Origin of the sequence: Arthrobacter caoxuetaonis (assembly GCF_023921125.1) — a bacterium.
GTDB classification, from domain to species: Bacteria; Actinomycetota; Actinomycetes; order Actinomycetales; family Micrococcaceae; genus Arthrobacter_B; species Arthrobacter_B caoxuetaonis.
In genome coordinates this window covers 771,092-794,811 of sequence record NZ_CP099466.1, presented here as the reverse complement: position 1 = coordinate 794,811, position 23,720 = coordinate 771,092, and the positions used below count along the sequence as shown (strand labels likewise).

The following is a 23,720-nucleotide window of genomic DNA, read 5'->3' as shown; positions in this document are numbered from 1 at the left end:
CGAAACGGTGCCGGCGTTAACGCAAAGGACGACGGCGGCACCGAAAGTGCCGCCGTCGTCCTTTGCTTATGTGTACTAGCGCTGTGCCTGGCGCGCCGGCAGCAGCGGAGCGAAGAACTCACCGAGCTCCGCCGTCGCGGTCAGCGGCAGCACGTTGGCAACGTATTGGTCCGGGCGGACCACAACGACGACGCCGCCGCGGTCCAGGCCGCGCTGCTCGAAGATGTCCGCTTCCGGGTCGGTGCCGTAGACCTTGGTGAGGTCATTCAGCTTGAACGGGCCGACCTGCGGCTTGAAGACCGCCGGAACCGCGCCCAGGTCAATGCCGGTGTGGTCCTGCTGGTAGATGACCTTGACGTCGAACCAGGCATCCCCGTCGCCGTCGGCCGGCTGCGCGGCGAGCGGTGATTCCGGAGCGTTCTGCAGCCACTCGGCGAGCTCCGTGGTCGGCGAAGGCGTGCCGGCCTCGGCGGCGTCGGCGAAGACGTAGATCCGCCAGCGGCCGTCAGCCTTGGCCTGGTGCCCGAGCTGCACCGGATTGGTGTCGCAGACGCGCAGCACCGGAGCTGACTTGAAGCGCTTGCCGATGGTGAAGCCCGTCGCCAGGTCCTGGTGCCGGGCCTCGCCGACCAGCATGGACGGCGTGTATTCGGTCATGAAGCCGGCGGGGAACTCGGCAGTGCGGACGTAGAAGTCCTCGAGGTCCGAGGGGTTCTCGAACTCCTCGGGCTTCTTGGCCATCAGTGTGGACCATTCCTTGTCGAAGTCGATCAGGTTCTTGGCAACCACCTGGCGTTCGGCGGAGTACGTGGCGAGCAGGCTTTCCGGGGCGCGGCCGTCCAGCACGTGGCCGAGCTTCCAGGCAATGTTGAACCCGTCCTGCATGGACACATTCATGCCCTGGCCGGCCTTGGCGCTGTGGGTGTGGCAGGCATCGCCGGTGATGAAGACGCGCGGGGTGCGCTTGCCAATCTGCTCGGGCAGGACGTCGTCGAACCGGTCGGTGAGCCGGTGGCCCACCTCGTAGACGCTGTGCCAGGCCACGTTGCGCACGTCGAGCGTGTAGGGGTGCAGGATCGCGTTGGCCTTATCGATGATTTCTTCGATGCTCGTCTGGCGGACAGCACCGTTGTCGTCCTCGGCAACTTCACCCAGGTCCACGTACATGCGGAACAGGTGCCCGCCTTCGCGCGGAATGTGCAGGATGCTGCCGCCGTTGGAGGACTGGATGGCGCACTTGGTGCGGATGTCCGGGAAGTCGGTGTTGGCCAGGACGTCCATGACACCCCAGGCGTGGTTGGCGGCGTCGCCGGCCAGGGTGCTGCCGATCGACTGGCGGACCTTGCTCCGGGCGCCGTCGCAGCCCACCACGTACTTGGCCTTGACGATGCGCTCGGCGCCTTCGTCCGGGCCGGCAGTCCGGCGCAGGGTGACTGTTACCGGGTACTCGGCGTCGTCGTCGACTTCCAGGTCCACGAACTCATAACCGTAGTCCGGCTTCATCCGGGTGGGTGAATTCGCCATGACACGGGCGAAGTAGTCCAGCACGCGGGCCTGGTTCACAATCAGGTGCGGGAACTCGCTGATGCCGGTCGGATCGTCCAGCGCGCGGCCGGAGCGGACGATGTTCTGCGGGTTCTCGGGATCCGGGCGCCAGAAGCACATCTCGGTGATCCGGTAGGCCTCGGCAATGATCTCCTCCGCGAAGCCAAAGGCCTGGAAGGTTTCCACGCTGCGTGCCTGGATGCCGTCGGCCTGGCCGATCACCAGCCGGCTGTCACGGCGTTCGATGATCCGGGTGGTGATGTCCGGGAACTGGGACAGCTGTGCGGCGGCGAGCATGCCGGCGGGACCGGAGCCGACAATGAGCACGTCCATCTCATCGGGGAGCTCTTCGGGCCGGTTGATTCCGACGCCGGCTGCGGGCTGTACGCGCGGATCGCCGGATACGTAGCCGTGGTGGTGGAACTGCACGGGTGTCCTCACTTCGTTGTGTCTTCTTGCGGGTGTCCGACCGGATTACTGCGCCTTCGGTGTTCGTTATTTGAACAGGCGATTCAATAGTCGAAACTGTGCTGGTGCAGACACTGTACTGGAGGCATGACGCAGGTCACAACAAGCATCGCGTGTGTGACGTTTGGGGGCGGGGATGGGTGGGGTGGGGCGGGGCCGGGGTTTCTGCTGCCGGTAATCTGCTCTGCTCCCTGTTCCAGTTTTCGCTGCCGGTTGTATGTGGCAGCGAAAGGCCGAAGTGGCAGCGAAAACCCGAACCGGCGAGCGCTTGGGCACGGAACCTGGCCCAAATCCCTCCGGTTGGGGACACCACCAGGCTTGGGCCGAAACCCTCCAGCTCGGGACAATCCCGCCAGTTTGGGCACCAATCCGAGGCATATTTCCTCCAGTTCGGGACAATCCCTGCCAGTTGGGGACAATCCTCCGCGGCGCGCTGGCAGGAATGTCCCAAACCGGCAGGGAAGTCCCAAGGCGGAGGAATTTCGGGCCCATCGAAATCGAGGACCTCCGCACCTGGAGCCTGAGGACACTCCCCCGCGAAAATCGGCCGCGCCCGGAAACACCGAGCTCAGCAACGCTGAACTCAGGACGCAGCCAAACGAGCGCCCCAACGAACGGGCGTGAGCGCACCGAACGCAACCCAACGAACGGCGCGGCTCTACGAACCCGTGCAACCTAGCCGAACACCGGCACCCCGGCCCGGACCAGCCGCCAGTTCTCCTCCGCAAACGCGGACGGGTCGATGCTCTGGTTCGCCACCACGTAATCGATGAGGAGCTGGCGGATTTCGGTCTGCTGGTTGAGCAGCACCGGAGCCGTGGCAATGTGCGGGAAGTTCCCGCCGCCGGACTGGCGGTAGTTGTTCGTGGCCACGGCAAAGTGCTGCGCCGGATCCAGCGCAGCGCCGTCGTACATCAGGTTGGTGATCCGCTGCCCCGCCGGCTGGGAGATGTCGATGTCGTAGGAGATCCCGGAGAACATGTCGTAGTTGTAGTCCGGAGTGCCATCCGCGTTGGTCAGCGTCTCCGGATCAATCGGAGCACCCGGAGCAGTCTGCACAAAGTACTTCGCCGAATACTCCAGGTAATCCTTGATCTGCGCGCCGGTCATGTCCACCGCGTAGAGCGTGTTGGGAAAGACGTAGAGTCCGGCGATGTCGCGGATGGTCACCGGCCCTTCGGGGATAACGGCCGTGCGGCTGAACGGTGCAGCGATGGAGAGCACCGGAAGTCCCGCGTTTTCGGTGCCGGCCAGCGCCCGCTCGACGGCGTCGGCCTGGACTTCGTTGACGAAATCGATCACCGCGGTGTCCCGGTACCGCGATTCCGCCGCCGGCATGGATTCCGTAGCTGTGCCCACCGGGGTGTTGACGTAGTCGATCACCCGCTGGTGGGCATCGCGCACCAGGCCGGAGACCACCGGATCCGGCTCCACGGTGTTGGCATTCAGCAGGGAGGACGACGCCGACGTCACGTCCCATTTTCCGCGCACCTTGGTGAGTTCGAAGTCCATGACGGACAGCCGCATGCCCCAGTTCAGCGGCTCGGTCAGCAGCACCTGCTCGCCGGTGGTTTTGTTGGTGACGAAGTGTTCCGGGATTTCCTGGTGCGCGTGGCCCACCAGGATCGCGTCGATCCCCGGGACTTCCTCGGCTACCTGCGTGGCAGCATTTTCCAGCGGCAGTCCGTCGCCGTAGGAGGAGGTGCCGGAGGTTCCGGAGTGTGCACTGACCACAACGACGTCGGCGCCCGCGGCCTTCATCCGCGGCACATACTTCGCTGCCGTCTCCACCAGGTCCGGGAAGCGCAGCTTGCCCTCCACATTGCCCTTATCCCAGATGGCAATACCCGGATTCGTCAGGCCCAGGATGCCGACCTTGATCGGCTTGTTTCCCTTCGGTTTCACTGTCTTGATGATGTACGGGGTGAAGGCGGGTTTGCCGGTGTTCTCATCCACGGCGTTGGCCGCCAGCAGCGGGAAGTCCAGCTGGTCCTCAAACTCTGCGAGGAGGTCGGTGCCGTAGTTGAATTCATGGTTGCCCAGCGCGGCGGCGTCGTAATCCATGGCGTTCATGGCGGCCGCCATCGGGTGGATTTCGCCGGTCTCGGTGATCGGCTCGACGTTGGCGAAGTAGTCCGTGAGCGACGTCCCCTGGATCGTGTCACCGGCATCGATCAGCAGGGTATTGGCTTCTCCCCGGTCCGCCCGGACCTGGTTGGCCAGTGCCGAGATTTTGGCGAGACCCACATCGTTGCCCGCAGCGTCGTCGTACTCCGCATCCTTGAAGTAGTCCCAGTTCTCGATGTAGCCGTGCAGGTCGGAGGTGCCCATCACGGTTACCGTGGCGGTTTGGTCCTTGCCTGGCTTGCCCGGTTTGTCCGGTTTGCCTGGATGCCCGGGGTGACCGGGATGCCCGGGTTTAGGTCCGTGTCCGTTTCCGTGGCCATGGCCGTGACCGTGGCCGTGGCCGGACGAGTGGCCGGAGCCATGTCCGTGTCCTGGGGCGGCGGCTGCTGACGGCATAAGGATCAGGCTAGCCGCGCAGACAGTGGCGAGGACTGCGGCCACGCGGGTGCGGGGGCGGGGCGGATGGAAAGACACGGGAAACCAGCTCCTTGGAGGGCGTAGTGACTTGCGCAGTGCTGCGTACTTAGGCAGCCTTCCCCTCCCGGCCCCTCCGGCGGAAGTGCGCACCCCGTTTTCGGTCCGGATTACGCGAATACCATGTGACGGAGATTGGGCGTCAGCCGCCGAGTTTTGCCAGCAGCTTCGCGAGCGTCTGGCGTTCGACGCCGGTGAGCGGCTCGAGCAGCCGATGCTCCGTGGCGACGTGGTCCGGCAGCGCGGCATCGACCAGCTGCCTGCCCGTTTCGGTGAGCGTCACGCGGGTGCTGCGGCCGTCGTCGTCGTTCCGGGAGCGTTCCACCAAACCGCGCGCCTCGAGCTTATTGAGCCGCTGTGCGACGGCGGCGGACGTCACCATGGCACCGGCGGCCAGGTCCTTGGGGCTGAGCGCGTAGGGAGCACCTGCCCGGCGAAGGGTCGCCAAGACGTCGAATCCGGCGGCGTCGAGGTTGTGGGTGGCGAAGGTCTGCGCAAGTTCGGAGTCCAGCCGGCGCGAGGCCCGGCTGAGCCTGCCAAGGACAGCCATCGGGGAAACGTCCAGGTCAGGGCGCTCTGCGGCCCACTGGGCCAGGACGTTGTCGACGTGGTCGCTCATGCCTCCAGTCTAGACATTGCTAAGTGCTTAAGTAATTATTGCTAAGTGCTTAGTAAATTGCTGTTCCTGATCCTGACTGCCCTTGCTCCGGCCATCTGGGGCACGACCTACCTCGTGACCTCCGAACTGCTGCCGCCGGACCGGCCGCTGCTGGCTGCCGTGCTGCGCTCCCTTCCCGCCGGACTGATCCTGCTGGTGGTTCTGCGCCGGCTGCCCTCCGGAGCCTGGTGGTGGAAATCGGCGGTGCTGGGGCTGCTGAATTTCGGGGTGTTTTTTGCCCTGCTGTTTGTGGCGGCGTACCGGCTGCCGGGCGGAGTGGCCGCCATGGTTGGAGCGGTGCAGCCTTTGATCGTGGCTGGCTTGGCGGTGCGGCTGCTGGGCGAGCGGCTGACACCCCTGAAACTGGGTGCCGGGGTTGCCGGAGTAGCAGGGGTAGGGCTGCTGGTCCTGCAGGCCAATGCCCGGCTCGACGTCGTGGGGGTGCTGGCGGCACTGGGAGGTGCCGTGTCGATGGCAGCCGGGATAGTGCTGGCTAAGCGCTGGCAGCCGCCGGCCGGTCCGCTGGTTTCGACGGCCTGGCAGCTGGTGGCCGGCGGGCTCTTCCTCGTTCCGGTGATGCTTGTGGCGGAAGGTGCCTCCCTGCCGTCCCTCACGTCCGTGAACATTGCGGGCTATGTTTATCTCGCGATTGCCGGCACCGTGCTGGCGTACTGGCTGTGGTTCCGCGGCATCACACGTCTCCCGGCCTCACAGGTGAGTTTCCTGTCGCTGCTCAGTCCCGTCGTCGCCGCGGTGGCGGGTGCTGTTGTGCTGCGGGAGTCCTTCAGTGCCGGCCAGGCCTGCGGACTGTTGCTGATTCTTGGGTCCCTGCTTGCGGTGACCCTTTGGGGGTCGCGGCTCGGCACGCTCATGCCGGCGGAGGCGCCGGCCCAGGCAGCGGAGCTGCCGACCGCCCCGGAGCGAAGGCGCCTATTCGGACGAGGTAGCGGAGCTCGTCGCACCTGTTGAGGTGCCGGTTGACGTGCCGGTTCCGGTGGACGGGGCCGACGACGAAGGAGCCATCCCGCCCGAACTCCCTGTCGCAGCCGGACTAGTGATGGTGACTGTGGGTGCGGGCACATATCTTGTGGTGTCCTCGTCTTCACCGATGCTGCTGAAAAGGGCACCCCACAGGAAGATAGCCATCGCACACAGCACGAACGCCAGCCCGGAGACAATTACAGCAGCGATGGACAGGATCTTCGCCGTAGTACCGCGGCGCACAGCGATGACCAGCGCCGCAATCGAGAGTCCAAGTCCCACCACTGCCAGCGCCAGTGCCAGGTAGTTGATCAGCGGGATCCAGAACATTCCCAGGGCAACCACCCCGAAGATCAGCCCGGCGAGCGCCAGCCCCCATCCCTGGTTGGAGCGCACCCCGCTCGGGGGATAGCCCTGTCCGTAGCTGTACATAGGATCGTTCGGTTGTGTGCCCATGATCGCCTCGCAGGGTCCGGACGCCGCACGGCAAGTGGCCTGGATTTGGGCCCTTCGCAGTTGCGGGGTCGATGGTTCCGGGTCCTTCTACGGTAGGAGCAGCCGGGATGGGCGGCAAGGAGCCGCCGAGATTGGGATGCCGGCAGGCTGGTGCTGAAGCACCACCCCGCTTAGGCGCTCGGTTCCTCCTGGCGGGACGGCGGCGGCGGACCCGCAGGAGCGGCGCCCCGGGTTCCCGGCAGGCGGGTTCTTGGCGGGCGCATTGCCGGCTCTGCGGATCCAAGCAGCAGATGAGCCTGCTCCAGGATCCGCGTCTCCAGGACAGTCCCGTCACCGGACCCGGACCCAGCTGCCTCACGCGCACGCACCGAGGCCGGCGGCGCAGCCTCAGCCAGAAGCTCATCCCGCGCCGTCAGGGCAATGAGCCGGAACAACTCCCGGTCTTCACGGGTGGCGAGCGAGCTGGTCTTCAGGTCATTCAGCACCGCCAGCCCGGCCAGCGAACGGCGCGGATTTGCGCTCAGGGATGCTTCGAGCGCCCACTGCGCCCGGACCCACCACTGGGCGCGGCGGTCTGCCTCGAGTTTCTGCCGGTACGCAAAGTAGGCAACCAGTGCCGTCGTCAGGATGCCCAGCGGTCCGAGCACAGGAATCCAGGTGATGGCCCAGTCCGAGACTGCCGTCCAGAAATTTCCCCTGTTCATGCCCGGAGCTTAGCCCCGGGTACGGACCCTGCGGGAGGGCAGAGCCTCCTGTAGGGGTACGACGGCGGCGCTGCCACAGTCACGGTACGGCGGCAGGCCCGCTGGATCTGCTCGTGGAAGGCTGCGCCACCGCCGCCGGCCGCCGTGTCGGTAGATTGGTGGACACTACTAATCGAGGAGTCCCGCCATGCCCCGCCCCCGCTCGCCGCTGCTTTCGGCCGAGGCCATCGTTACGACGGCGCTGGAACTGATCGATACGACCGGGAACTTCAGCTTCCCCCGGATCGCCCGGGAACTGGAGGTCAGCCAGTCCTCGCTCTACAACCACATCCAGAACCGCGAACACATCATCGAACTCATCCGCGCGCGCGTCTTCTCCGAAAAGCTCCAGCTGCCCGTCCAGGACCTGTCGTGGGACGAGGCACTGCGCGCCGTCGTCCGCGCCTACCGCCGCTGCATCGCAGCCCACCCGCGGCTGGTGCCGCTGATCCTGGCCCAGACCGTCCAGGACACAGGCGCCCTCGCTGCCTACGAGACGATGGCGCTCGCCCTGGAGCAGGCCGGCTTGCCGCCGAACCGCATCGTGTCCGCGCTGTCACTGATCGATAACCTGGTGCTCGGTTCGGTTATGGAACTGACGGCCCCGGCCGTCGTGTGGGCCCCTCCCCCGGGTGACTTTCCCGCGCTGGACCGCGCATTGCAGGCACCGTTCACCATCGAAGGCCGGGCGGAAGCCGCCTTTGAACTGGGACTGGAAGTCCTGATCGAAGGGCTGCGGGCCCAGGAGTTTACACAGAGTTAACTGAAACCCTTTCGTTTTACTATTGCGCAACGGGCCAGCGTCCCCGAAAGTAAATGAAACTCATTCATTTACTTTCCACCGCACGCACCGAGGGAGACATCATGGTCCAGACCATTTCCGCCGAGGGACGGGTTCCCCTCACCCCCAAACGGGCCGTCTCCGTCTTCGGTATCGGCGTCATCGGTTTCATGACGGCCAACCTGGTGCCGATCATGATCGTCGCCCTCACGGCGGACCTCGGCTTCTCCGTCACGGCCGCCGGCACGCTGATGACAGCGTCCCTGCTCGCGTGCGCACTCTCCTGCCTCCTGACCTCGCGCTGGGCGGCGTCGTCCGGACGTTACCTGATTGCCCGGGCCGGCCTGGTGCTGACCGCCGCCGGCTTCGGTGCGGCAGCGTTCCTTCCGTCCGAACCCGCAGTGATTGCCGGCGTCATTCTCGGCGGCCTTGGGGCCGGCGGCGCCGTGTCCTCCGCCGGTGCCGCGCTGGGTGCACTGCGCAACCCGGACCGTGCCTCCGGCATCAGCGGCTTCACGAACCGGGCCATCGTGTCCGTCGTGCTGTTCGTGATTCCGGCGTTGGGCGCCGGGATGGGCAGTGCGTTCGGCCTGCTGGCAGGGCTCGCGCTGGCGGCCCTGCTGGTAACCTCCTGGCTTCCGGACAGCCCGACGGCGGCGCCCGCCGCCACACTGGTGCCCGCCACGGCAGCGCCGGAGCGCGAGCCCGCCGCAGCCACCGGCACCCCCGCAGGCACCGGCGTCGGCATCCGCAACCCCTCCCGCAAAGCAACACTCGCCGGGCTTGGCCTGCTGATCTGCTTTGCCCTCTGGGGCCTGAGCGAGGATTCGCTCTGGGCCGTCGCCGCGACCATGGGCGCAGACCAGGCCGGGTTGGATGAGACCGGCATGGGCCTGGTGCTCAGCCTGTCCACGCTCGGCGGGCTGCTGGGATCTGCCCTGGTCGGGCTGGCCGGCCGCCGGCTGGGCCGCACCGTACCGCTGGCCGTTGTGCTTGTGGCCGGTGCCGCCATGAAATTCATCTCCGGCACGGTCGAGGATTCCGGCCTCTACATGGCCGTCATCATTCTCTGGAACACCCTGTACCTGATCGCTTTCATCTACATCATTGCCATCGCCGCGGCCCTGGACGCCTCCGGCAAATGGTCCGCTCCGGCGCTCGGGGTCTACCTCATCGGCTCCGCTTTTGCCCCGTTCCTCGGCACTGCGGTCTCCGCCTCGGCCGGCTACTCGGCGCTGGGCATCCTCCTGGCCGTGATGACCTTGATCCTGCTGGTCCCGTTCGTGATCATTTCCCGTTACTCGGTCCGCGCCGAAAAGGCAGCGGCACTCCCCGCCGAAACCACGACGACGACGGCGGTCGCCTGATGCGCACGCTCTACACCAACGGCATCGTCTTCACGGCCACGGGACCGCATGCAGCCGGGCTGCATAACGAGGCGGACGCCGTCGAACCGCCCACCGTCGAAGCGTTCGTCGTCGAGAATGGGCGCTTCCTCTTCGCTGGGGACACCGCCCCCGCAGCCCAGGCCGCGGGCGACGGCGCCACAACGGTCGATCTCGGCGGAGCGTTCGTCCTGCCCGGAATCATCGACGCGCACACCCACCTGCTGATGACCGGCCAGGCCCTCGGCAAGGTCCAGCTCCGGGATGCGGAAACCCTCGCCGACCTGCAGGAACGCCTGCGGCAGGCGGTCCGGGACAACCCGGCACTGCCCCGGGTCCTGGGCAGCGGCTGGCTGCACAGCGCACTTGGCGGTGCGGAACCTACCAGGGATCTGCTCGACGCCGCCGTACCCGACCGCCCGGTTTACCTGGACTCCAATGACCTGCACTCGGTCTGGGTCAACAGCGCCGCGCTGGCCGAACTCGGCATCGACGGCAGCACCCCCGACCCGCTCGGCGGACGGATCGGCCGCGGTTCCTCCGGAACCGCCGACGGCATGCTGTATGAAACCGCTGCCGTGCAGATCGTCTGGCCGGCCCTGGCCAACGCGGCCCGCGACGAAGACCGCGACGCCTGGCTCGAAGCCGCCTTCGCCCACTACGCCGCGGCCGGAGTCACCGGCGCCGTGGACATGGCAGTGGGGGACGACGACGTCGCCGCGTTCACCCGCGCCCTAGTCCGGCACGGCGGCACGCTGCCGCTCCGGGTGAAGGGCCACTGGCTGATCCACCGCAGGGACAGCACCGAAGAGAACCTGGCGCAGGTGGCCCGGGCGCAGGAACTCGCGGCGGAACTGGCCGCGAACGGCACGGCCGCCTGGCTGCAGCTGTGCGGGATAAAGGTCATTGTGGACGGGGTGATCGACAGCTGCACCGCCGCCATGAAGGAGCCCTACGCCGACGGCAGCACTTCCGGGCCGATCTGGGACCGCGAAGCGCTCTTCCCCGTAGTGGCCGCCGCAGATGCCGCCGGACTGCAGGTCGCCCTGCACGCGATCGGTGACGAAGCCTCGGATATCGCCCTCGATGCCCTGGAACATGCGGTGCGGGTCAACGGACCGGCGGATACACGCCGGCACCGGATCGAGCATCTGGAAACCGTCACCGAAGCCAACGTCCAGCGCCTGGCGGACCTCGGCGTCGTCGCTTCCGTCCAGCCGGTCCACGCGGATCCGGCCATCCAGGACAACTGGCGTGCCATGCTCGGCGATGACCGGACCGAGCGGGCCTACCCTTGGACCGAGTTCAGCGAGGCCGGTGCCGTCCTGGCGATCAGCACGGACGCCCCCACCGCCCCGTACCAGGCGCTGCCCAACCTGTACGTCGCGGCCACTCGCAAGTCCGCCATGGACCCGGAGCTGGTCGCGAACCTGCCCCGCTACGCCATGGACCTGGCCGATGCCCTCTGCCACGCCACGCGCGACGCCGCCTACTCCTGCCGTGCGGAGGCCAGCCTTGGGCAGATTCGCCCCGGGCACATGGCGGACTTCACCGTCCTGGCCGCCGACCCGCTTGCCGGACCGGCGGAGGACCTGCTGGCCAACTCGGTGTTACTGACCGTTACCGGCGGCAGGACGGTCTTTTCCGCCGCGGCCGATACCCTGTCCTGACCGACCCGAAGGAACTCCGAAGACATGCACCCCGCCAGCACCTCGACCGCCTCCGCCATGCCCGCCGAGTGGGCTCCGCACGAGCGCACCTGGATGGCGTTCCCGCCGTCGAATGACACGTTCGGGGATCCCGGAAGCGGGACGTTGGCCCGGGCCCGCCGTGCCTGGTCCGCCGTCGCGCGCACCATCTCCCGCTACGAACCGGTCACTGTCCTCGCCGATCCCGCTGATGTGGCCCAGGCACACGAGCTTCTGGGAGACGGCATCACGGTGCTCCCGGTCCCCCTGGACGACGCGTGGCTGCGCGACTCCGGACCCACCTTCGTCCATGCCGCGGACGGTTCCGTAGCCGCCGTGGATTGGATCTTCAACGGCTGGGGTGCGCAGGACTGGGCGGCGTGGGACAAGGACCAGCACCTGGGCCGGTTCACCGCCGGCCGCGCCGGAGTGCCGGTGCACGCCAGCACCCTGGTCAACGAGGGCGGCGGGTTCCATACCGACGGCGAGGGCACCGTGCTGCTCACCGAAACCGTCCAGCTCGATCCGGGCCGGAATCCCGGGGCCACCCGGGAATCCGTCGAAGCCGAAATCCACGCCCGGCTGGGGACGTCCAAAGCCATCTGGCTGCCGCGCGGCCTGACCCGGGACTATGACGAATTCGGCACCCGCGGGCACGTGGACATCGTGGCATGTTTCGCTTCCCCGGGCACCGTGCTGCTGCACCGCCAGGACGATTCCCGCCACCCCGACCGTGACGTGATGCAGGAGATCCGTGCGGTCCTGGAGGCCGCGACGGACGCCCGCGGCCGGACCCTGGAACTCATCGATGTGCCCGCCCCCACCGTGATCGACGCCGGGGACGGCTTCGTGGACTACTCCTACATCAACCATTACGTGGCCAACAATGTGGTGGTGCTCTGCGCCTTCGAGGATGCGAACGACGCCGCTGCCGCCGACATCCTCGGCCGCGCCTATCCGGGGCGGACCATTGAACTGGTCGACGCGCGGGACATTTTCGAGTTCGGCGGCGGCATCCACTGCATCACCCAGCAGCAGCCGGCTCCCCTGGGCAGCATGCCTAAAGCAGGCGCGGCCGCTGACGCAAGCGCCGCTAAGGCAAGCGCGGCTGAGGCGGGCGCCTGATGTTCGACGTCGTCGAGGCCGGCATTGCCGAGCTGCGCGCTGCACTGCAGGCCGGGACCGTCACCAGCGAAGAGCTGACCCGCGCGTACCTGGCACGCATCGAGGCCTACGACCAATCCGGCCCGCGGCTGAACGCTGTCATCGTCCTGAACCCGGAAGCCCTGGCCGACGCCCGCGCCTCCGATGCCCGCCGCGCCCGCGGTGAAACCCGCGGCCCGCTGGACGGGATTCCGTACACGGCCAAGGACAGCTTCAAGGCCCGGGGACTGACCGTGGCGGCAGGCTCCCCGGCGTTCGCGGACCTGGTCGCGCAGCAGGATGCCTTCACGATCGGCCGGCTCCGCGAAGCCGGAGCGGTGCTGATCGGCCTGACGAACATGCCGCCCATGGCCAACGGCGGCATGCAGCGCGGCCTGTACGGCCGGGCCGAAAGCCCCTACAACGCAGGTTTCCTCACGTCGGCCTTCGCGTCCGGTTCCTCCAACGGATCGGGCACGGCGACGGCGGCGAGCTTCGCGGCATTCGGCCTGGGCGAGGAGACCTGGTCCTCGGGCCGCGCACCGGCGTCGTGCAATGCCTTGTGCGCCTACACCCCGTCCCGCGGGGTGATCTCCGTGCGCGGGAACTGGCCGCTGGTCCCGACCATGGACGTGGTGGTCCCGCACACCCGCACCATGGCTGACCTGCTCGAAGTCCTGGACGTGATCGTGGCGGACGACGCCGAGACCCGGGGAGATTTCTGGCGTGCCCAGCCCTGGGTGAAGGTTCCGGCCGCGTCCGAGGTGCGGCCGCCGTCGTACGCTGACCTCGCCGTCGCCGATCCCGCCGCCGCCCGCGGCGCCTTGGCCGGGCGCCGCTTTGGCGTGCCGAAGATGTACGTCAACGCCGACCCGGACGCCGGCACCGCAGAATCCCCCGGGATCGGCGGGCCCACCGGGCAGCGGATTGAGACCCGGGAATCCGTCCTTGCCCTGTGGCAGACCGCGCGTCGGGACCTGGAAGCCGCCGGCGCCGAGGTCGTGGAGGTGGACTTCCCGGCCGTCACCAATTACGAGGGCGACAGGCCCGGTGCACCGACCATCGCCACCCGGGGACTCGTGAGCCCGGAGTTCCTGCACCGCGAAATCGTGGACCTTTCCGCGTGGGCGTGGGATGACTTCCTGGCTGCCAACGGGGATCCCGCACTGAATCGGCTGGCCGACGTCGACGGCACCGCGATCTTCCCGCACCCCGAAGGAGCGCTGCCGGACCGGTACACCGGGTTCGACGACGACATCGCCGAATATCCCGCCCACGTCCGGGCCAACCCTGTGGCGTCCTTTACCGACATTCCGCACCTGGCCGACGGTGTGCGTGGATTGGAGGAGACCCGGCGTCGGGATCTGGAGGACTGGATGGATGCCCTCGGCCTGGATGCCGTCGTGTTCCCGGCAATGGCCGACGTCGGTCCCGCCGATGCGGATACAAACCCGGAGTCTGCTGACGCGGCCTGGGCCAACGGCGTCTGGGTCGCGAACGGCAACCTGGTTCCCCGGCACCTGGGCATTCCGACCATCACCGTGCCGATGGGCACCATGGCGGATACCGGCATGCCGGTGGGGCTGACCTTCGCAGGCCGCGGCTGGGATGACACCGCACTGCTCCGGCTGGCTGCCGCCTTTGAGGCCACGGGCAGCCGCCGGACCGAACCGCCGCGGACTCCCCGGCTGTAGGGACTTTCGGTCCTGCCGGGCTGGCCGCGGGTTGGGGTTGTTGGGCCGCTCGTACTGGGCCCGGCCGAGGGCTGGGCATGCTGGGCGCACCAGTTGGGCCCGCCGCGGGCTGGGATACCCAGTTGGGACGCCAAGGTTCCCAGCCAATGGGACAGCTGTTAGCTGCTGTGGTCACACCCTTAACACGGGTAACGACGCGTGGGAATTCTGGCAGCACCCCGTGTTTTCGCGCGGAACTTCAGCAGCCGGGGCATCTGCTGCTGCAATAACGTCGGTTAGAGCCAAGGCCTCCCAAGCATCGTTATTGCAGCAAAGGAAACGAGGGCAGATCGAGCGCGCCCCGAGCACCGACCGCCCAGCCCCGCCCCGCCCCGCCCCGCCCCGAACATCCGCCCGGAAAGCATTCACGGCCAGCGCTGTCCGCAGCCCCGGGAACCCTGACTGCGCTACGCGCTGCTGCCGAAGCCGGGCAGATCCGCGAAGGCCAGTTCCATGAACGCGCGGTGCGCTTCCGTCACGCCCGCCCGGTTTCCGGTGAGCAGCAGATCGAACAGCAGGCCGTTGACGACGGCGAGGGCCAGCCGCGCCTGCGTCCTGGCCGCCCCGGGCTCCCGTCCGGAGCGGACGAGCATCTCCTCGAGGGCGTCCAACCAGGGCGGAACCAGCGTGTCCCGCAGTCCCTGCGCATGGGGTTCCCCCTGCATGGCATGGGCAGCCAGCTCAAAAAGCAGCGGGCCGTAGGTGAGTGTCTCCTCCACGATCCGGTCCCAGAAGTCCTGGACGGCCTGCCGCGGCAGGCCGGCAGGTCCGGTGGCATCCAGCAGCTGCTCGAACGCGCTGCGCTGGCGGCGTTCGACGGCGCCCACGACCTCGGTCAGGAGTCCTTCCCGGGACCCAAAGTGGTAGTTGAGCATCCGGTGGCTGGTGCCGATGCCGGAGGCGAGACTGCGCAGGCTCTGGTTCTGCACGCCGTTCTTGGCAAAGTAGCCAAGTGCTGCCTCCAGCAGCTGCTCCCGGCTGGATCCGGTCTGGCTGTCGTTCATGCGCTGCCGGCCGTCATGCGGTCCCGCCGCTGCCCTGCGCGCTGAGGTCCTGCCACTCCCGGCCGATTCCGCGCAGCAGGGGCGGATAGACCAGCAGGTGCCGGAACGGCTTGATCCCCGCCATGTAGGCGCGGCCGAACAGCCCGTTGGGCTTCACCAGCACGGCCAGCTGTCCGTGGTAAGCACCGTCAGCGTCACCCTGGGCATTCTGGCCGCCGTCGGCACCGCGCTGATCCGGCACCCAGCGCAGGTGCAGCACTCCGTGCATCGTGCTGTTGGCCATTTCCGCGGCGGACTCGTTTTCCAGCAGGAAGACGGGCGTAAAAGGGAGTGTGCTGAAGGCCGGACCGGGTGCTGCCCGGCGAAGATCGGCCGGCAGGCGGCTGCGCAGCGAGTCCACCCTCCGGCCGATACCGGAGTCAGCATCGTCCCAGCCCAGCAGTGCACCGAGCTTCCACCGGATGGCGAAAAGCAGGCGGGCAATGCGGGAGGGGTTGTCCGCCGTCGTGCCGCCTGCAAACAACTGGACCAAACGGGGAAAGTCATCCCGGCCGCCCGGGGTGGGCAGATCCCAGACTCCGTAATTTTGGAAATCGGGAGTGATGTCATCGATCCGCCAGCGGCGGACTGTACTTTGGGGGTTCGGAACGCCCATAGCGGCGCCTCCTTGGGGAAGTCCATGCCTTGCGATGCGCCTCACAGCGCATCGATGTACCAGATGGTACACCGATGGTGAAGGGGACATAACCCCATTCAGCCCGTAAACCGCGGCGGGAAATTGCGGCGAAAACCCCGACGGGGAATCTCGGTTGATCAGCCGCCCGACACCACGAATCCCAGCCGCTTGTCCACCACGTTCGCCAGCGGACGGCCTTCACGGTACGCCACCAGGTTGGCCTCGAACTGGGCGGCCAGGGCAGGCAGGTGGGTCCGCGAATCGCCGGCCAGATGCGGGGTGATGAGCACGTTGTCCAGGCCCCACAACGGATCGGATTCGGGCAGGGGTTCGGGGTGTGTCACGTCGAGGACGGCTCCGGCAATCCCGTTGGCCGACAAGGCGGCCACGAGGGCGTCCTGGTCCACGAGTTCGCCGCGGCCCATGTTGACCACCACCGCGCTCGGGCGCATGGCCGCGAGGACTTCCTGGTTCAGCATGTCCCGGGTTCCGGACGTCAGCGGCGCGGCAAGGATGACGTAGTCGTACCCGCGTGCAACGGAGGCAAAGTCCGCACTGTTGTGGATCGCAAAGAAGTCGGGGTCGCCGTTCCGGGCGGTGCGGCCCAGGCCGTCGGCCTCAATGCCGACGGCGCGCAGCAGCCGGGCGGTGGCGCGCCCAATGCTGCCCGTGCCGGCGACCAGCGCGCGGGTGCCGGCGAGGTTGGACGTGCCGAAGTGCTTCCACAGGCGCTCCCGCTGGTTCAGCGTGGCGCGCGGAAAGTTCTTGGCAAAGTAGAGGATCCCGGCCAAGGCGTACTCGGCCATCGCCGCGTCGAAGATGCCGCGGGCGTTGGTGACAGTCACGTTCGACGCCGCGAGCTCCGGAAAGAGCAGCCGGTCCACGCCGGCCGCGGGAAGGTGCACCCATTTCAGGGCGTCCGCCCCAGCCCATCCCTGGCGCAGCCCGTCGGCGAAGTAGTCCCAGAGGTACACGATTTCCGAGCCCGGCAGCGCAGCGGCCAGCTCCGCCGCGTCCGTGGCCAGGCGCACGTCAGCGAGTGCTTCCAGCCGCTCCAATCCGGTCACGGGACGGGAGCCGGCAAGGATGGTCAGTACGGGTTTGGGCATTCGCTCAGGTTAGGCGATCCCGCACGGAATGAGCGTATCCGTGACGCCCGGCTGTGCCGGCCGGGCGGAAAGTCCCAGGGCCCGAGAAAGGCCCGGGCAGCACGGCCTGACAAGTCATGCTGCCCGGGTCTCAGCCGCAAGCCGCAGAGTCAGCCGCTAGCCGCGGCCGTGACGGTAGGAAGCCCAGTGCTGGCGGCCGCCGTCGTCCCGCTGTCCCCAGCGGCCCTTGTTGCCCCAGTGCCCGCGGTCCCGGTCCCAGTTCCCGTGTCCGGCCTGGTCACCGTGGCCATGGCCGTGCCCCTTGCCATGACCGTGGCTGTGGTCGTGCTTGCCGTGGTCGGGGCGTCCGCAGCCGATGGTGATGCTGCCTTCGAGCCGGATGTCCTCCACAGAACTGCCCACGTAGATCGGCACGGTTCCGGTGGGAGTCACCCAGCCGCCGGTTTCCACGTCCCAGTACTGCAGCGAGCGCGGATCCAGCTTGATCTCCAGCCGGCCCCGCTCCCCTGGCTCCAGGGTGATGCTGCCGTAGCCTGCCAGCTGCTTCGGCGGCGTCGGGACGTCGCCGGGCAGCGGACCGACATAGACCTGGACCGTTTCCCGACCGGCGGCGTTTCCGGTGTTGCGCACCTTCAGCGAGACGGAGGCTTTGGGTTCCTCGGCGTCGGGATTCACCCGCTGGGTGGTGTGCAGCCGGCTGTAGTCGAACTCGGTGTAGGAGAGTCCGTGTCCGAACGGGAACAGCGGCACGGCGTCCGCGGCGAGGTAGGCCTTGTAACCCACGAACACGCCCTCGGTGTACTCCACCACCGGATCCACGATCGAGATCAGGTCGAACGGATTCGGCGGGCCAACCGTGACCGCCTGCTCGTCGCTGACCGGGAACGTGACCGGCAGCTTTCCGGAGGGGTTGATGTCCCCGAAGAGCAGCCCGGCCACCGTGATGCCCTGGCTCTGCCCGGGGTACCAGGTTTCCAGTACCGCCGGCACCTGGTCGATCCACGGCATGGTCACCGGTCCGCTGGTCGCCAGCACCACGATGGTGTTCGGGTTGGCGGCCGTGACGGCGCTGATCAGCCGGTCCTGGTCCTGCGGCAGCGTCAGCGAGCCGCGGTCGGCAGCTTCACCGGTGTAGTCGCGTGCCACCACGACGGCGACGGCGGAGTTCGCTGCCAGTTCCACGGCTTCTGCCATGTCCGGCGCCAGCACGTCCTCCGGCGGGGTCCAGCCGAACCGGATCATGGCTCCGGGCTGGTCATTCAGGCCGCCGTTGAACTGGTTCGGCGCATCGGTGGTGTAGTCGATGCGCACGGCCACACTCTGTCCCTCGGTGAGGTCCAGCGTGATTTCCTGCGTCTCCAGGGTCGGTGCCGGGTTGGTGATGACCTGCTGGTCATCCAGGAACAGCTGCGCGGCCCCCAGGTTGGTCAGCGAGAAGGTGTACGACGCCGTCGCAGGGGCCACGATCGTTCCGGTCCAGCGCGCGGACATCGGCTGGGAGGCCAGGACCGGGCCGATGCCGGGCACCTGGGAGGTGTTGATGGTGTCATTGGAGATCCCGGTCCGCAGATTGACCTGCTCCTCGGTGCGGGCCAGTTCCGGCTCGCCTTCGAAGTTGTTCAGCCCCAGCCGGTATTCGGCATTGACGTTGGTGAGCACTCCGCTGGGAACCGGCGGCGGGCCCGGAATGGTATCCGCCAGGGACACCGGGTCAGTTCCGGCGGCGGTTTCCACCGTGCCGCCTGCCCGGGCGGTGATGCCGTCCAGGATGGTGGTCAGCCGCGCCGGGTTGGGAATGGCGCCGCTGCCGCCGCCGTCGATGTACCAGTCGACGTCCGCGCCGATCAGCCCGATGCTCGGCACCGCGTCATCCAGCGGCAGGGCGCCGTCGTTCTTCAGCAGCACTGCCGCCTGTGCGGCGACCTGCTCGGCGACTCCGGCATGCTGGTCCAGCAACGTGTCAGGAATGGGCGGTTCGGCCGGCTGCGGGTTCTCGAAGGATCCCGGCGGCGGATTGTCCACGATCCCGAACTGGAACATGGTCAGCGCGACACGGCGTGCGGCGTCGGTGATCCGTTCTTCCGGGACGGTGCCGGCCAGCACGGCCTGCAGCAGGTTGTTCCCGGAGAATTCGTCGCCCGGGCCGGCGACGTCCAGCCCGGCGGCGTAGTCGGCGAAGCTGTGCGCGGCGTTGAAGTCGGAGGACACAAATCCTTCGAAGCCGAGCTGGCTTTTGAGGATCTGGTTCAGCAGCGTGTCATTGCCGCAGGCGAACTCGCCGTTGACCTTGTTGAAGGAACACATCACGGCTCCGGCGTTGCCTTCCTGGACCACGCTGGCCCAGGGCCGGGTATAGGTTTCCTGCAGGGTCCGCTCGTCCACCACAACGTCCACGTGGCCGCGCCGGGTTTCGAAGTTGTTCAGGTTGTAGTGCTTGACCAGGGAGGAGACCTGGGCGTCCTGTTCCCCGATGACCTGGTTAGTGGCAGTGTCGCCGCTCAGCAGCGGGTCCTCCCCCAGGTCCTCCCACATCCGGCCGTTGTACGGGGTGCGGACCAGGTCCATGGTGGGCCCGGCAATCGCGTTGTAGCCGGTGGTGCGGGCTTCTTCCCCGGAGACATGCCCATAGGCCTGGGCCAGTCTGGGATTGAAGGTGGAGGCGAGTCCGACGCCGACCGGAAGCGCCGTCGTCGGCGTCGATTCCAGGGCCAGCCCGCAGCAGCCGTCCTTGCTGCGGATGGGCGGGATGCCCAGTTCCGGCAGGCCGGGCCCGCCGCTTTGGATCAGCAGCGTGACTTTCTGCTCCAGCGTCATGGCTGCGACCAGGAGGTCTGCGCGTTCTGCGGGCGGCAGGCTGGGGTCCAGCCAGGGCTGGTCCGGGTCCTGCTGCGGAGCCGGCGCGTCGGCGGGGGCGGGTGCCTCACCGGGGAGCTGGGCGCCCGGGGCCTGATCCGCCGGCACGTCCTGGGCGTTCGCGGCGGGCAGGAAACTGCCGGTGGCGAGTACTGCTCCGGCCAGGACAGCGACCGCTCTTCGGATCAGCAGGTGTCTCGTGGAGATCCGGGCCGGCTGCCTTCGCTTGCTGTGGTGTCGATGCAGGGGTGGGGAGCTGGTTGTCTTTTTTTCTTCCATGGTGGTTCCCTCATACGGGCCGCGTTCACCCCCTGGGCGCGGCGGCTACCGCTGGATGCCCGCGTAACGTGCGTGCGGGTGATGCACGGCGGGCGCTCCGGCCCGATTCCAGGCCCTGCCTTCCCCCAGCAGAAGCGGTCCCGCCGCTGACCCGCCGTCCGCAGGTTCCGGCGTCGGGTGCACGTCGGACGGTAAGAGGCGGCCATCGGCTGGTCAACCGAGGTTTGCGGCGCGAGGGGTCCCAGGGAACGGATTGGCCGGAAACAGCAAAGCACCGCCCTGGACAGAGGTACCGTACCCGTACCAGGGCAGACGGACCCGTATCAGGGCAGCAGCAGCGCGGCTGCGAACGCCGCACACCCGGCCAGGTGTCCGGCCATAACCTGCGTGGGAGTGTGGTCCCCGAGCTTCACCCGGGACCATCCGGTGACGGAAGCCAGCATCAGTGCCAGGGCCGGTCCAAAAACGGGGACGGGTGCCAGCAGCGCCAGGCCGATGTACGCTGCCACGGCGGAATGGACCGACAGCTTCCACACCAGGTTCGCTGCCATGCACAGCACCAGCCCAATGAACACGCCGCCGATTTCGCCAAACAGCACGGCCGGGGCGTCCAGGAGGATCAGCACCAGCGCACCAATCCCCAAAGACAGTGCCGTCGCCGCCAGGATCGGAGCCCGCTGGGAGCGCACGCCGATGTGGTGGTCGGTAACCGAACCCCGCCGTTTCAGCCACAGGATCCCGGCGAACGGCAGGCCCACGGTAAAGCCGGCCGCCACTATGCCCTGCAGCCAGGTCACGCCGGGGCTGAGCAGTGGCTGGAGCAGCAGGAGCATCCCCACCAGGACGGCCGGGGCCGAAACCTCCGTGACGATGCGCGCGAGCTGGGAGGACCGGGCTGCGGGGACCAGCAGGGTTTTTGGCATCCGTCGATTCTACGGCTGACGGCGCTAGGACCAGTGCACCGGCACGGCAAGCCGGCGCTGTTCCGGGTGTGCCAGCCCGGGTAGCAGTTTTTCGCAGCCAGCGTCGGGGCGGTAGGAACTGCCGCAGCCGCTGCGACGGTGATTCGGGTTTTACGCTCCGGGCAGCGAAGGGGCCTCACGTCCCCGCCGCAGCCGCCAGTCCCGGGGGCTCTGCCCGTGCTCCTGCTTGAACGCGGTGGAAAAGGAAGCCGGGCTCCCGTAGCCGGCCTGCTCAGCAATCGCTGCGATGGTCCGGGTTCCCGCCAGCAGCGTGTCAGCGGCCCAGGCCAGGCGCAGGCGCCGCAGGTAGGCGCCGGGGCCCAAACCCGTCCGCTCCCTGAACCGCTGCGAGAACGCTGCCCGGGACATCGACTCCATACGGGCCATGGCGTCGACCGACAGCGGGGACTGCGGGTTGTTGTGCAGACGGTCCAGAACCCGGTCGATCGGCGGATCGGTACGGTGGGAAGTTCCGTTTCCGGCAGCGCGAACCGTCGCTATAAGCAGCACATCCAGCAGCCGGTCCAGGACCACGGCCTGTCCCGGAGCATCCGTGGCGGCCTGGTCGGCCAGCAGTTCCGCGAACACCTGGGTGGCCGGATCGGTGCGCTCGACCATCACCTCGGGCAACAGCTGGGCCGAGAGACGGCCGACTTCCAGCGGATTCGCATAGGTCCCGACCAGGATCCGGTCTTCACCCCTCAGCGTGGTTCCCCAGGAGCGGATGCCGCGGTTCATGGACTCGACCAACCGGTTACCGTGCACGTCCACGCAGGTCTGATCGGGCGGAATGATGAAGTCCGGCGGCCGGCCAGGCTCCGACGCCACGGAGAATGGTCCGGGACCGCGGACGACGACGACGTTCCCCTTCTGCGCTGTGGCCTCGCCGGACGCTGTGCTCACCACGCAGTCCCCCGCAAGGACCGCCATCACGGTGAGCATTGATTCGTCGGCGACCTCGATCGCCCAGTCCCCGTCCAGTTCCAGGCGCAGCACAAATGCACCTCGGGCGCGCGGACCTTCAACGAGCGATTCCAAGGTAACCATGTGGGTGTCTCCCGAGGATGGGATGAGGACTGCCGGGCTGTGCTTTCTTAAGTCTGTGCCTGATGGACGAATTCGAAACATCTGCGGTGGATTCATTATGGAGCACCCAGCCAATCACCGCTGAGATGAAAGACATGGACACAAAAACCAGCATTCTGATTACCGGAGCCACAGGCCGTACCGGCCGCCGGCTCGTTTCTGCGCTCTCCGGCGTCGACGGGCTTTCCGTGCGGGCAGCTTCCCGGCAGGGCGACCCTCCCTTCGCCTGGGAAGCGCCGGACACCTGGCCGGTCCAGCTCTCCGGTGCTGATGCAGCCTTCATTTGCTACGCCCCGGACGTTGCCGACCCCGGTGCACCGGAGATCCTCAGCGAGTTCGCCGCGGCCGCCCGCCACCACGGACTCAGCCGGTTGATCCTTCTCTCCGGGCGCGGCGGAACAGCCGCCCACCCCAGTGAGGAAGCGGTGCTGCGGAACTTCCCTGCCGCCGTCGTCGTCCGCTCTGCGTGGTTCCAGCAGGACTTCTCCGAGCACTTCCTGCACCCGCAGGTGCTCCAAGGCCAGCTGCGGGTACCCGTGAACGGAGTTTCCGAACCGTTTGTGGACCTCGAAGACTCGGCCGAGGCGCTGGCGCACCTCCTCACCGAAGTGGATGCCTATCGGGAAGTGGCCTCGGGAATCCTCGAGTTCACCGGGCCGGATTCGGTGACGTTTGCCGACGTCGCCGCGGCCCTTTCTGCTGCCCTCGGCAGAACAGTCGAACACGTCCCGACGACCCCGGAGGATTTCATTGCCGGAGCTGCGGATGCCGGGATGAGCCGCGAGGAAGCGGAGGGGATCGTCTGGCTGTTCGCGGAGGCGATGGACGGCTCCGCCAGCCACTCGAGCGGTGACTTGGAGCGCCTGCTGGGCAGGCCTCCCCAGCCGATCCAGGAGTACATTGCCCGGACGGCGGTCCAGCGTGTCTGGGATGAAAAGCTCCCGCAGCCGCAGGGCGAGTCAGCGGCAGGTGTGTCATGACCCACGCGGCCGACTTCGCCGAAATGCCCACTGCGCTCGAGCCCGCCGCACTATTGAGTGCCCTGGCGGGCACGGGCGCCCTGGTCACAGGGGGCATCTATGCGGCGTTCCCGGTGATGGTCCTTCCCGCGCTGGACCGGCTGGAACGCTTAGGTTCGGACCGGGCAGCGGAGTTAATGCGCAGCATCAACAACACCGCAGAGCGCCCGCCGTTCCTGCTGTTGTTCTTCGGATCAGCTCTGGCAGCAGCGGGGACCGCTGTACTGGCCGGACAACTGCAGCGTCCCACCCTGGCTTGGATTGGCGCCGGGCTCAGTCTGGCAGCCTTCGCTCTCACCGCTGCCGTGAATGTCCCGCTGAACCGCAAGCTGGCTGCTGGAACTATGGACTCACCGTGGTCCACGTACCGCCGCCAGTGGGGCGCCGCGAATGCAGCACGTGCACTGGCCAGTGTTGTGGGTGGGGTCCTCCTGCTCACGGCACGGTAGCGATGCCGCTCAGGTACTGCGGACTCTCCGTGCCCATCGTTGGGGCATCCAGGCTGCCCGCCGCCGGTTCTACGACTGGCGGCGGGCAGCTGGAGCTCCAA

20 protein-coding genes are annotated in these 23,720 nt (G+C 67.7%); 9 read left to right on the top strand and 11 right to left on the bottom strand.

Going from position 1 to position 23,720, the window contains the following annotated elements; translation table 11 throughout:
• Nucleotides 1-75 precede the first annotated feature (75 nt).
• Nucleotides 76-1,974 carry an FAD-binding monooxygenase gene (locus NF551_RS03620; protein WP_227895469.1) on the bottom strand — a complete coding sequence of 633 codons (1,899 nt, stop codon included), beginning with the start codon at nucleotides 1,972-1,974 and terminating at the stop codon, nucleotides 76-78.
• A gap of 714 nt (nucleotides 1,975-2,688) precedes the next feature.
• Nucleotides 2,689-4,344, bottom strand: coding sequence for a bifunctional metallophosphatase/5'-nucleotidase (locus tag NF551_RS03615; RefSeq protein WP_227895403.1), 1,656 nt, complete (start codon nucleotides 4,342-4,344; stop codon nucleotides 2,689-2,691).
• A gap of 18 nt (nucleotides 4,345-4,362) precedes the next feature.
• On the opposite strand from NF551_RS03615, the gene NF551_RS03610 reads away from it, so the two are divergent.
• Nucleotides 4,363-4,530, top strand: coding sequence for a hypothetical protein (locus tag NF551_RS03610; protein WP_227895404.1), 168 nt, complete (start codon nucleotides 4,363-4,365; stop codon nucleotides 4,528-4,530).
• 226 nt (nucleotides 4,531-4,756) lie between these two features.
• Here the strand turns inward: NF551_RS03610 and NF551_RS03605 are convergent, their stop codons facing one another.
• The gene (locus tag NF551_RS03605; protein WP_227895405.1) at nucleotides 4,757-5,233 is read right to left on the bottom strand and encodes a MarR family winged helix-turn-helix transcriptional regulator; all 477 of its coding nucleotides are present in this window, start codon (nucleotides 5,231-5,233) and stop codon (nucleotides 4,757-4,759) included.
• A 45-nt stretch (nucleotides 5,234-5,278) separates the two neighbouring features.
• On the opposite strand from NF551_RS03605, the gene NF551_RS03600 reads away from it, so the two are divergent.
• Nucleotides 5,279-6,241: an EamA family transporter gene (locus NF551_RS03600; RefSeq protein ID WP_227895406.1), complete on the top strand. Its 963-nt coding sequence runs from the start codon at nucleotides 5,279-5,281 to the stop codon at nucleotides 6,239-6,241.
• Here NF551_RS03600 and NF551_RS03595 read toward each other — a convergent pair.
• A complete protein-coding gene (locus NF551_RS03595) occupies nucleotides 6,203-6,709 on the bottom strand; it encodes a hypothetical protein (RefSeq protein WP_227895407.1) in 507 nt (168 codons plus the stop codon). The two genes, NF551_RS03600 and NF551_RS03595, sit on opposite strands and share 39 nt — an antisense overlap.
• 170 nt (nucleotides 6,710-6,879) lie before the next feature.
• Entirely contained in the window at nucleotides 6,880-7,413 is a 534-nt protein-coding gene (locus NF551_RS03590; protein ID WP_227895408.1) for a hypothetical protein, read from the bottom strand.
• A 187-nt stretch (nucleotides 7,414-7,600) separates the two neighbouring features.
• Here NF551_RS03590 and NF551_RS03585 point away from each other — a divergent pair, with 187 nt between their 5' ends.
• The 5 genes from NF551_RS03585 (at nucleotide 7,601) to NF551_RS03565 (ending at nucleotide 14,143) form a co-directional block, all read left to right on the top strand.
• Nucleotides 7,601-8,215, top strand: coding sequence for a TetR/AcrR family transcriptional regulator C-terminal domain-containing protein (locus NF551_RS03585; RefSeq protein WP_227895409.1), 615 nt, complete (start codon nucleotides 7,601-7,603; stop codon nucleotides 8,213-8,215).
• Nucleotides 8,216-8,316: 101 nt separating this feature from the next.
• Nucleotides 8,317-9,600, top strand: coding sequence for an MFS transporter (locus NF551_RS03580; protein WP_252604982.1), 1,284 nt, complete (start codon nucleotides 8,317-8,319; stop codon nucleotides 9,598-9,600).
• Nucleotides 9,600-11,288, top strand: coding sequence for an amidohydrolase (locus NF551_RS03575; protein WP_227895411.1), 1,689 nt, complete (start codon nucleotides 9,600-9,602; stop codon nucleotides 11,286-11,288). Before NF551_RS03580 ends, NF551_RS03575 begins: the two co-directional genes overlap by 1 nt.
• Nucleotides 11,289-11,312: 24 nt before the next feature.
• Nucleotides 11,313-12,431 (top strand): agmatine deiminase family protein, encoded by a 1,119-nt coding sequence (locus NF551_RS03570; RefSeq protein WP_227895412.1) that lies wholly within the window; start codon nucleotides 11,313-11,315, stop codon nucleotides 12,429-12,431.
• Nucleotides 12,431-14,143: an amidase gene (locus NF551_RS03565; protein ID WP_227895413.1), complete on the top strand. Its 1,713-nt coding sequence runs from the start codon at nucleotides 12,431-12,433 to the stop codon at nucleotides 14,141-14,143. Before NF551_RS03570 ends, NF551_RS03565 begins: the two co-directional genes overlap by 1 nt.
• A 446-nt stretch (nucleotides 14,144-14,589) precedes the next feature.
• Here the strand turns inward: NF551_RS03565 and NF551_RS03560 are convergent, their stop codons facing one another.
• From NF551_RS03560 to NF551_RS03535, 6 genes are all read right to left on the bottom strand, one after another.
• A complete protein-coding gene (locus NF551_RS03560) occupies nucleotides 14,590-15,186 on the bottom strand; it encodes a TetR/AcrR family transcriptional regulator (protein WP_227895414.1) in 597 nt (198 codons plus the stop codon).
• Nucleotides 15,187-15,199: 13 nt separating this feature from the next.
• Complete coding sequence (locus NF551_RS03555) at nucleotides 15,200-15,841, bottom strand: DUF2867 domain-containing protein (protein ID WP_227895415.1); 642 nt, start codon at nucleotides 15,839-15,841, stop codon at nucleotides 15,200-15,202.
• A 158-nt stretch (nucleotides 15,842-15,999) separates the two neighbouring features.
• A complete protein-coding gene (locus tag NF551_RS03550) occupies nucleotides 16,000-16,971 on the bottom strand; it encodes a D-2-hydroxyacid dehydrogenase (protein ID WP_227895416.1) in 972 nt (323 codons plus the stop codon).
• Nucleotides 16,972-17,127: 156 nt separating this feature from the next.
• Nucleotides 17,128-20,103, bottom strand: a complete 2,976-nt coding sequence (locus tag NF551_RS03545; protein ID WP_227895417.1) for a beta-glucosidase — start codon at nucleotides 20,101-20,103, stop codon at nucleotides 17,128-17,130.
• 323 nt (nucleotides 20,104-20,426) lie between these two features.
• Nucleotides 20,427-21,026, bottom strand: coding sequence for a phosphatase PAP2 family protein (locus NF551_RS03540; RefSeq protein WP_227895418.1), 600 nt, complete (start codon nucleotides 21,024-21,026; stop codon nucleotides 20,427-20,429).
• 150 nt (nucleotides 21,027-21,176) lie between these two features.
• Entirely contained in the window at nucleotides 21,177-22,112 is a 936-nt protein-coding gene (locus NF551_RS03535) for an AraC family transcriptional regulator (RefSeq protein WP_227895419.1), read from the bottom strand.
• Between the two features lie 62 nt (nucleotides 22,113-22,174).
• Between NF551_RS03535 and NF551_RS03530 the strand changes: the two genes are divergently transcribed.
• Both NF551_RS03530 and NF551_RS03525 read left to right on the top strand, forming a co-directional pair.
• A complete protein-coding gene (locus NF551_RS03530) occupies nucleotides 22,175-23,131 on the top strand; it encodes an SDR family oxidoreductase (RefSeq protein ID WP_227895420.1) in 957 nt (318 codons plus the stop codon).
• A complete protein-coding gene (locus NF551_RS03525; protein WP_227895421.1) occupies nucleotides 23,128-23,619 on the top strand; it encodes an anthrone oxygenase family protein in 492 nt (163 codons plus the stop codon). The genes NF551_RS03530 and NF551_RS03525 overlap by 4 nt, the downstream gene beginning before the upstream one ends.
• The last annotated feature ends 101 nt before the right edge of the window (nucleotides 23,620-23,720 follow it).

Excerpts from the sequence above, each read along its gene's own strand:
- NF551_RS03615 (WP_227895403.1), bottom strand. The coding sequence starts at position 4,344 with ATGGGCACCTCCGACCTGCACGGCTACATCGAGAACTGGGACTACTTC.
- NF551_RS03605 (WP_227895405.1), bottom strand. The coding sequence starts at position 5,233 with ATGAGCGACCACGTCGACAACGTCCTGGCCCAGTGGGCCGCAGAGCGC.
- NF551_RS03595 (WP_227895407.1), bottom strand. The coding sequence starts at position 6,709 with ATGGGCACACAACCGAACGATCCTATGTACAGCTACGGACAGGGCTAT.
- NF551_RS03590 (WP_227895408.1), bottom strand. The coding sequence starts at position 7,413 with ATGAACAGGGGAAATTTCTGGACGGCAGTCTCGGACTGGGCCATCACC.
- NF551_RS03585 (WP_227895409.1), top strand. The coding sequence starts at position 7,601 with ATGCCCCGCCCCCGCTCGCCGCTGCTTTCGGCCGAGGCCATCGTTACG.
- NF551_RS03580 (WP_252604982.1), top strand. The coding sequence starts at position 8,317 with ATGGTCCAGACCATTTCCGCCGAGGGACGGGTTCCCCTCACCCCCAAA.
- NF551_RS03575 (WP_227895411.1), top strand. The coding sequence starts at position 9,600 with ATGCGCACGCTCTACACCAACGGCATCGTCTTCACGGCCACGGGACCG.
- NF551_RS03570 (WP_227895412.1), top strand. The coding sequence starts at position 11,313 with ATGCACCCCGCCAGCACCTCGACCGCCTCCGCCATGCCCGCCGAGTGG.
- NF551_RS03565 (WP_227895413.1), top strand. The coding sequence starts at position 12,431 with ATGTTCGACGTCGTCGAGGCCGGCATTGCCGAGCTGCGCGCTGCACTG.
- NF551_RS03560 (WP_227895414.1), bottom strand. The coding sequence starts at position 15,186 with ATGAACGACAGCCAGACCGGATCCAGCCGGGAGCAGCTGCTGGAGGCA.
- NF551_RS03555 (WP_227895415.1), bottom strand. The coding sequence starts at position 15,841 with ATGGGCGTTCCGAACCCCCAAAGTACAGTCCGCCGCTGGCGGATCGAT.
- NF551_RS03550 (WP_227895416.1), bottom strand. The coding sequence starts at position 16,971 with ATGCCCAAACCCGTACTGACCATCCTTGCCGGCTCCCGTCCCGTGACC.
- NF551_RS03545 (WP_227895417.1), bottom strand. The coding sequence starts at position 20,103 with ATGGAAGAAAAAAAGACAACCAGCTCCCCACCCCTGCATCGACACCAC.
- NF551_RS03540 (WP_227895418.1), bottom strand. The coding sequence starts at position 21,026 with ATGCCAAAAACCCTGCTGGTCCCCGCAGCCCGGTCCTCCCAGCTCGCG.
- NF551_RS03535 (WP_227895419.1), bottom strand. The coding sequence starts at position 22,112 with ATGGTTACCTTGGAATCGCTCGTTGAAGGTCCGCGCGCCCGAGGTGCA.
- NF551_RS03530 (WP_227895420.1), top strand. The coding sequence starts at position 22,175 with ATGGACGAATTCGAAACATCTGCGGTGGATTCATTATGGAGCACCCAG.
- NF551_RS03525 (WP_227895421.1), top strand. The coding sequence starts at position 23,128 with ATGACCCACGCGGCCGACTTCGCCGAAATGCCCACTGCGCTCGAGCCC.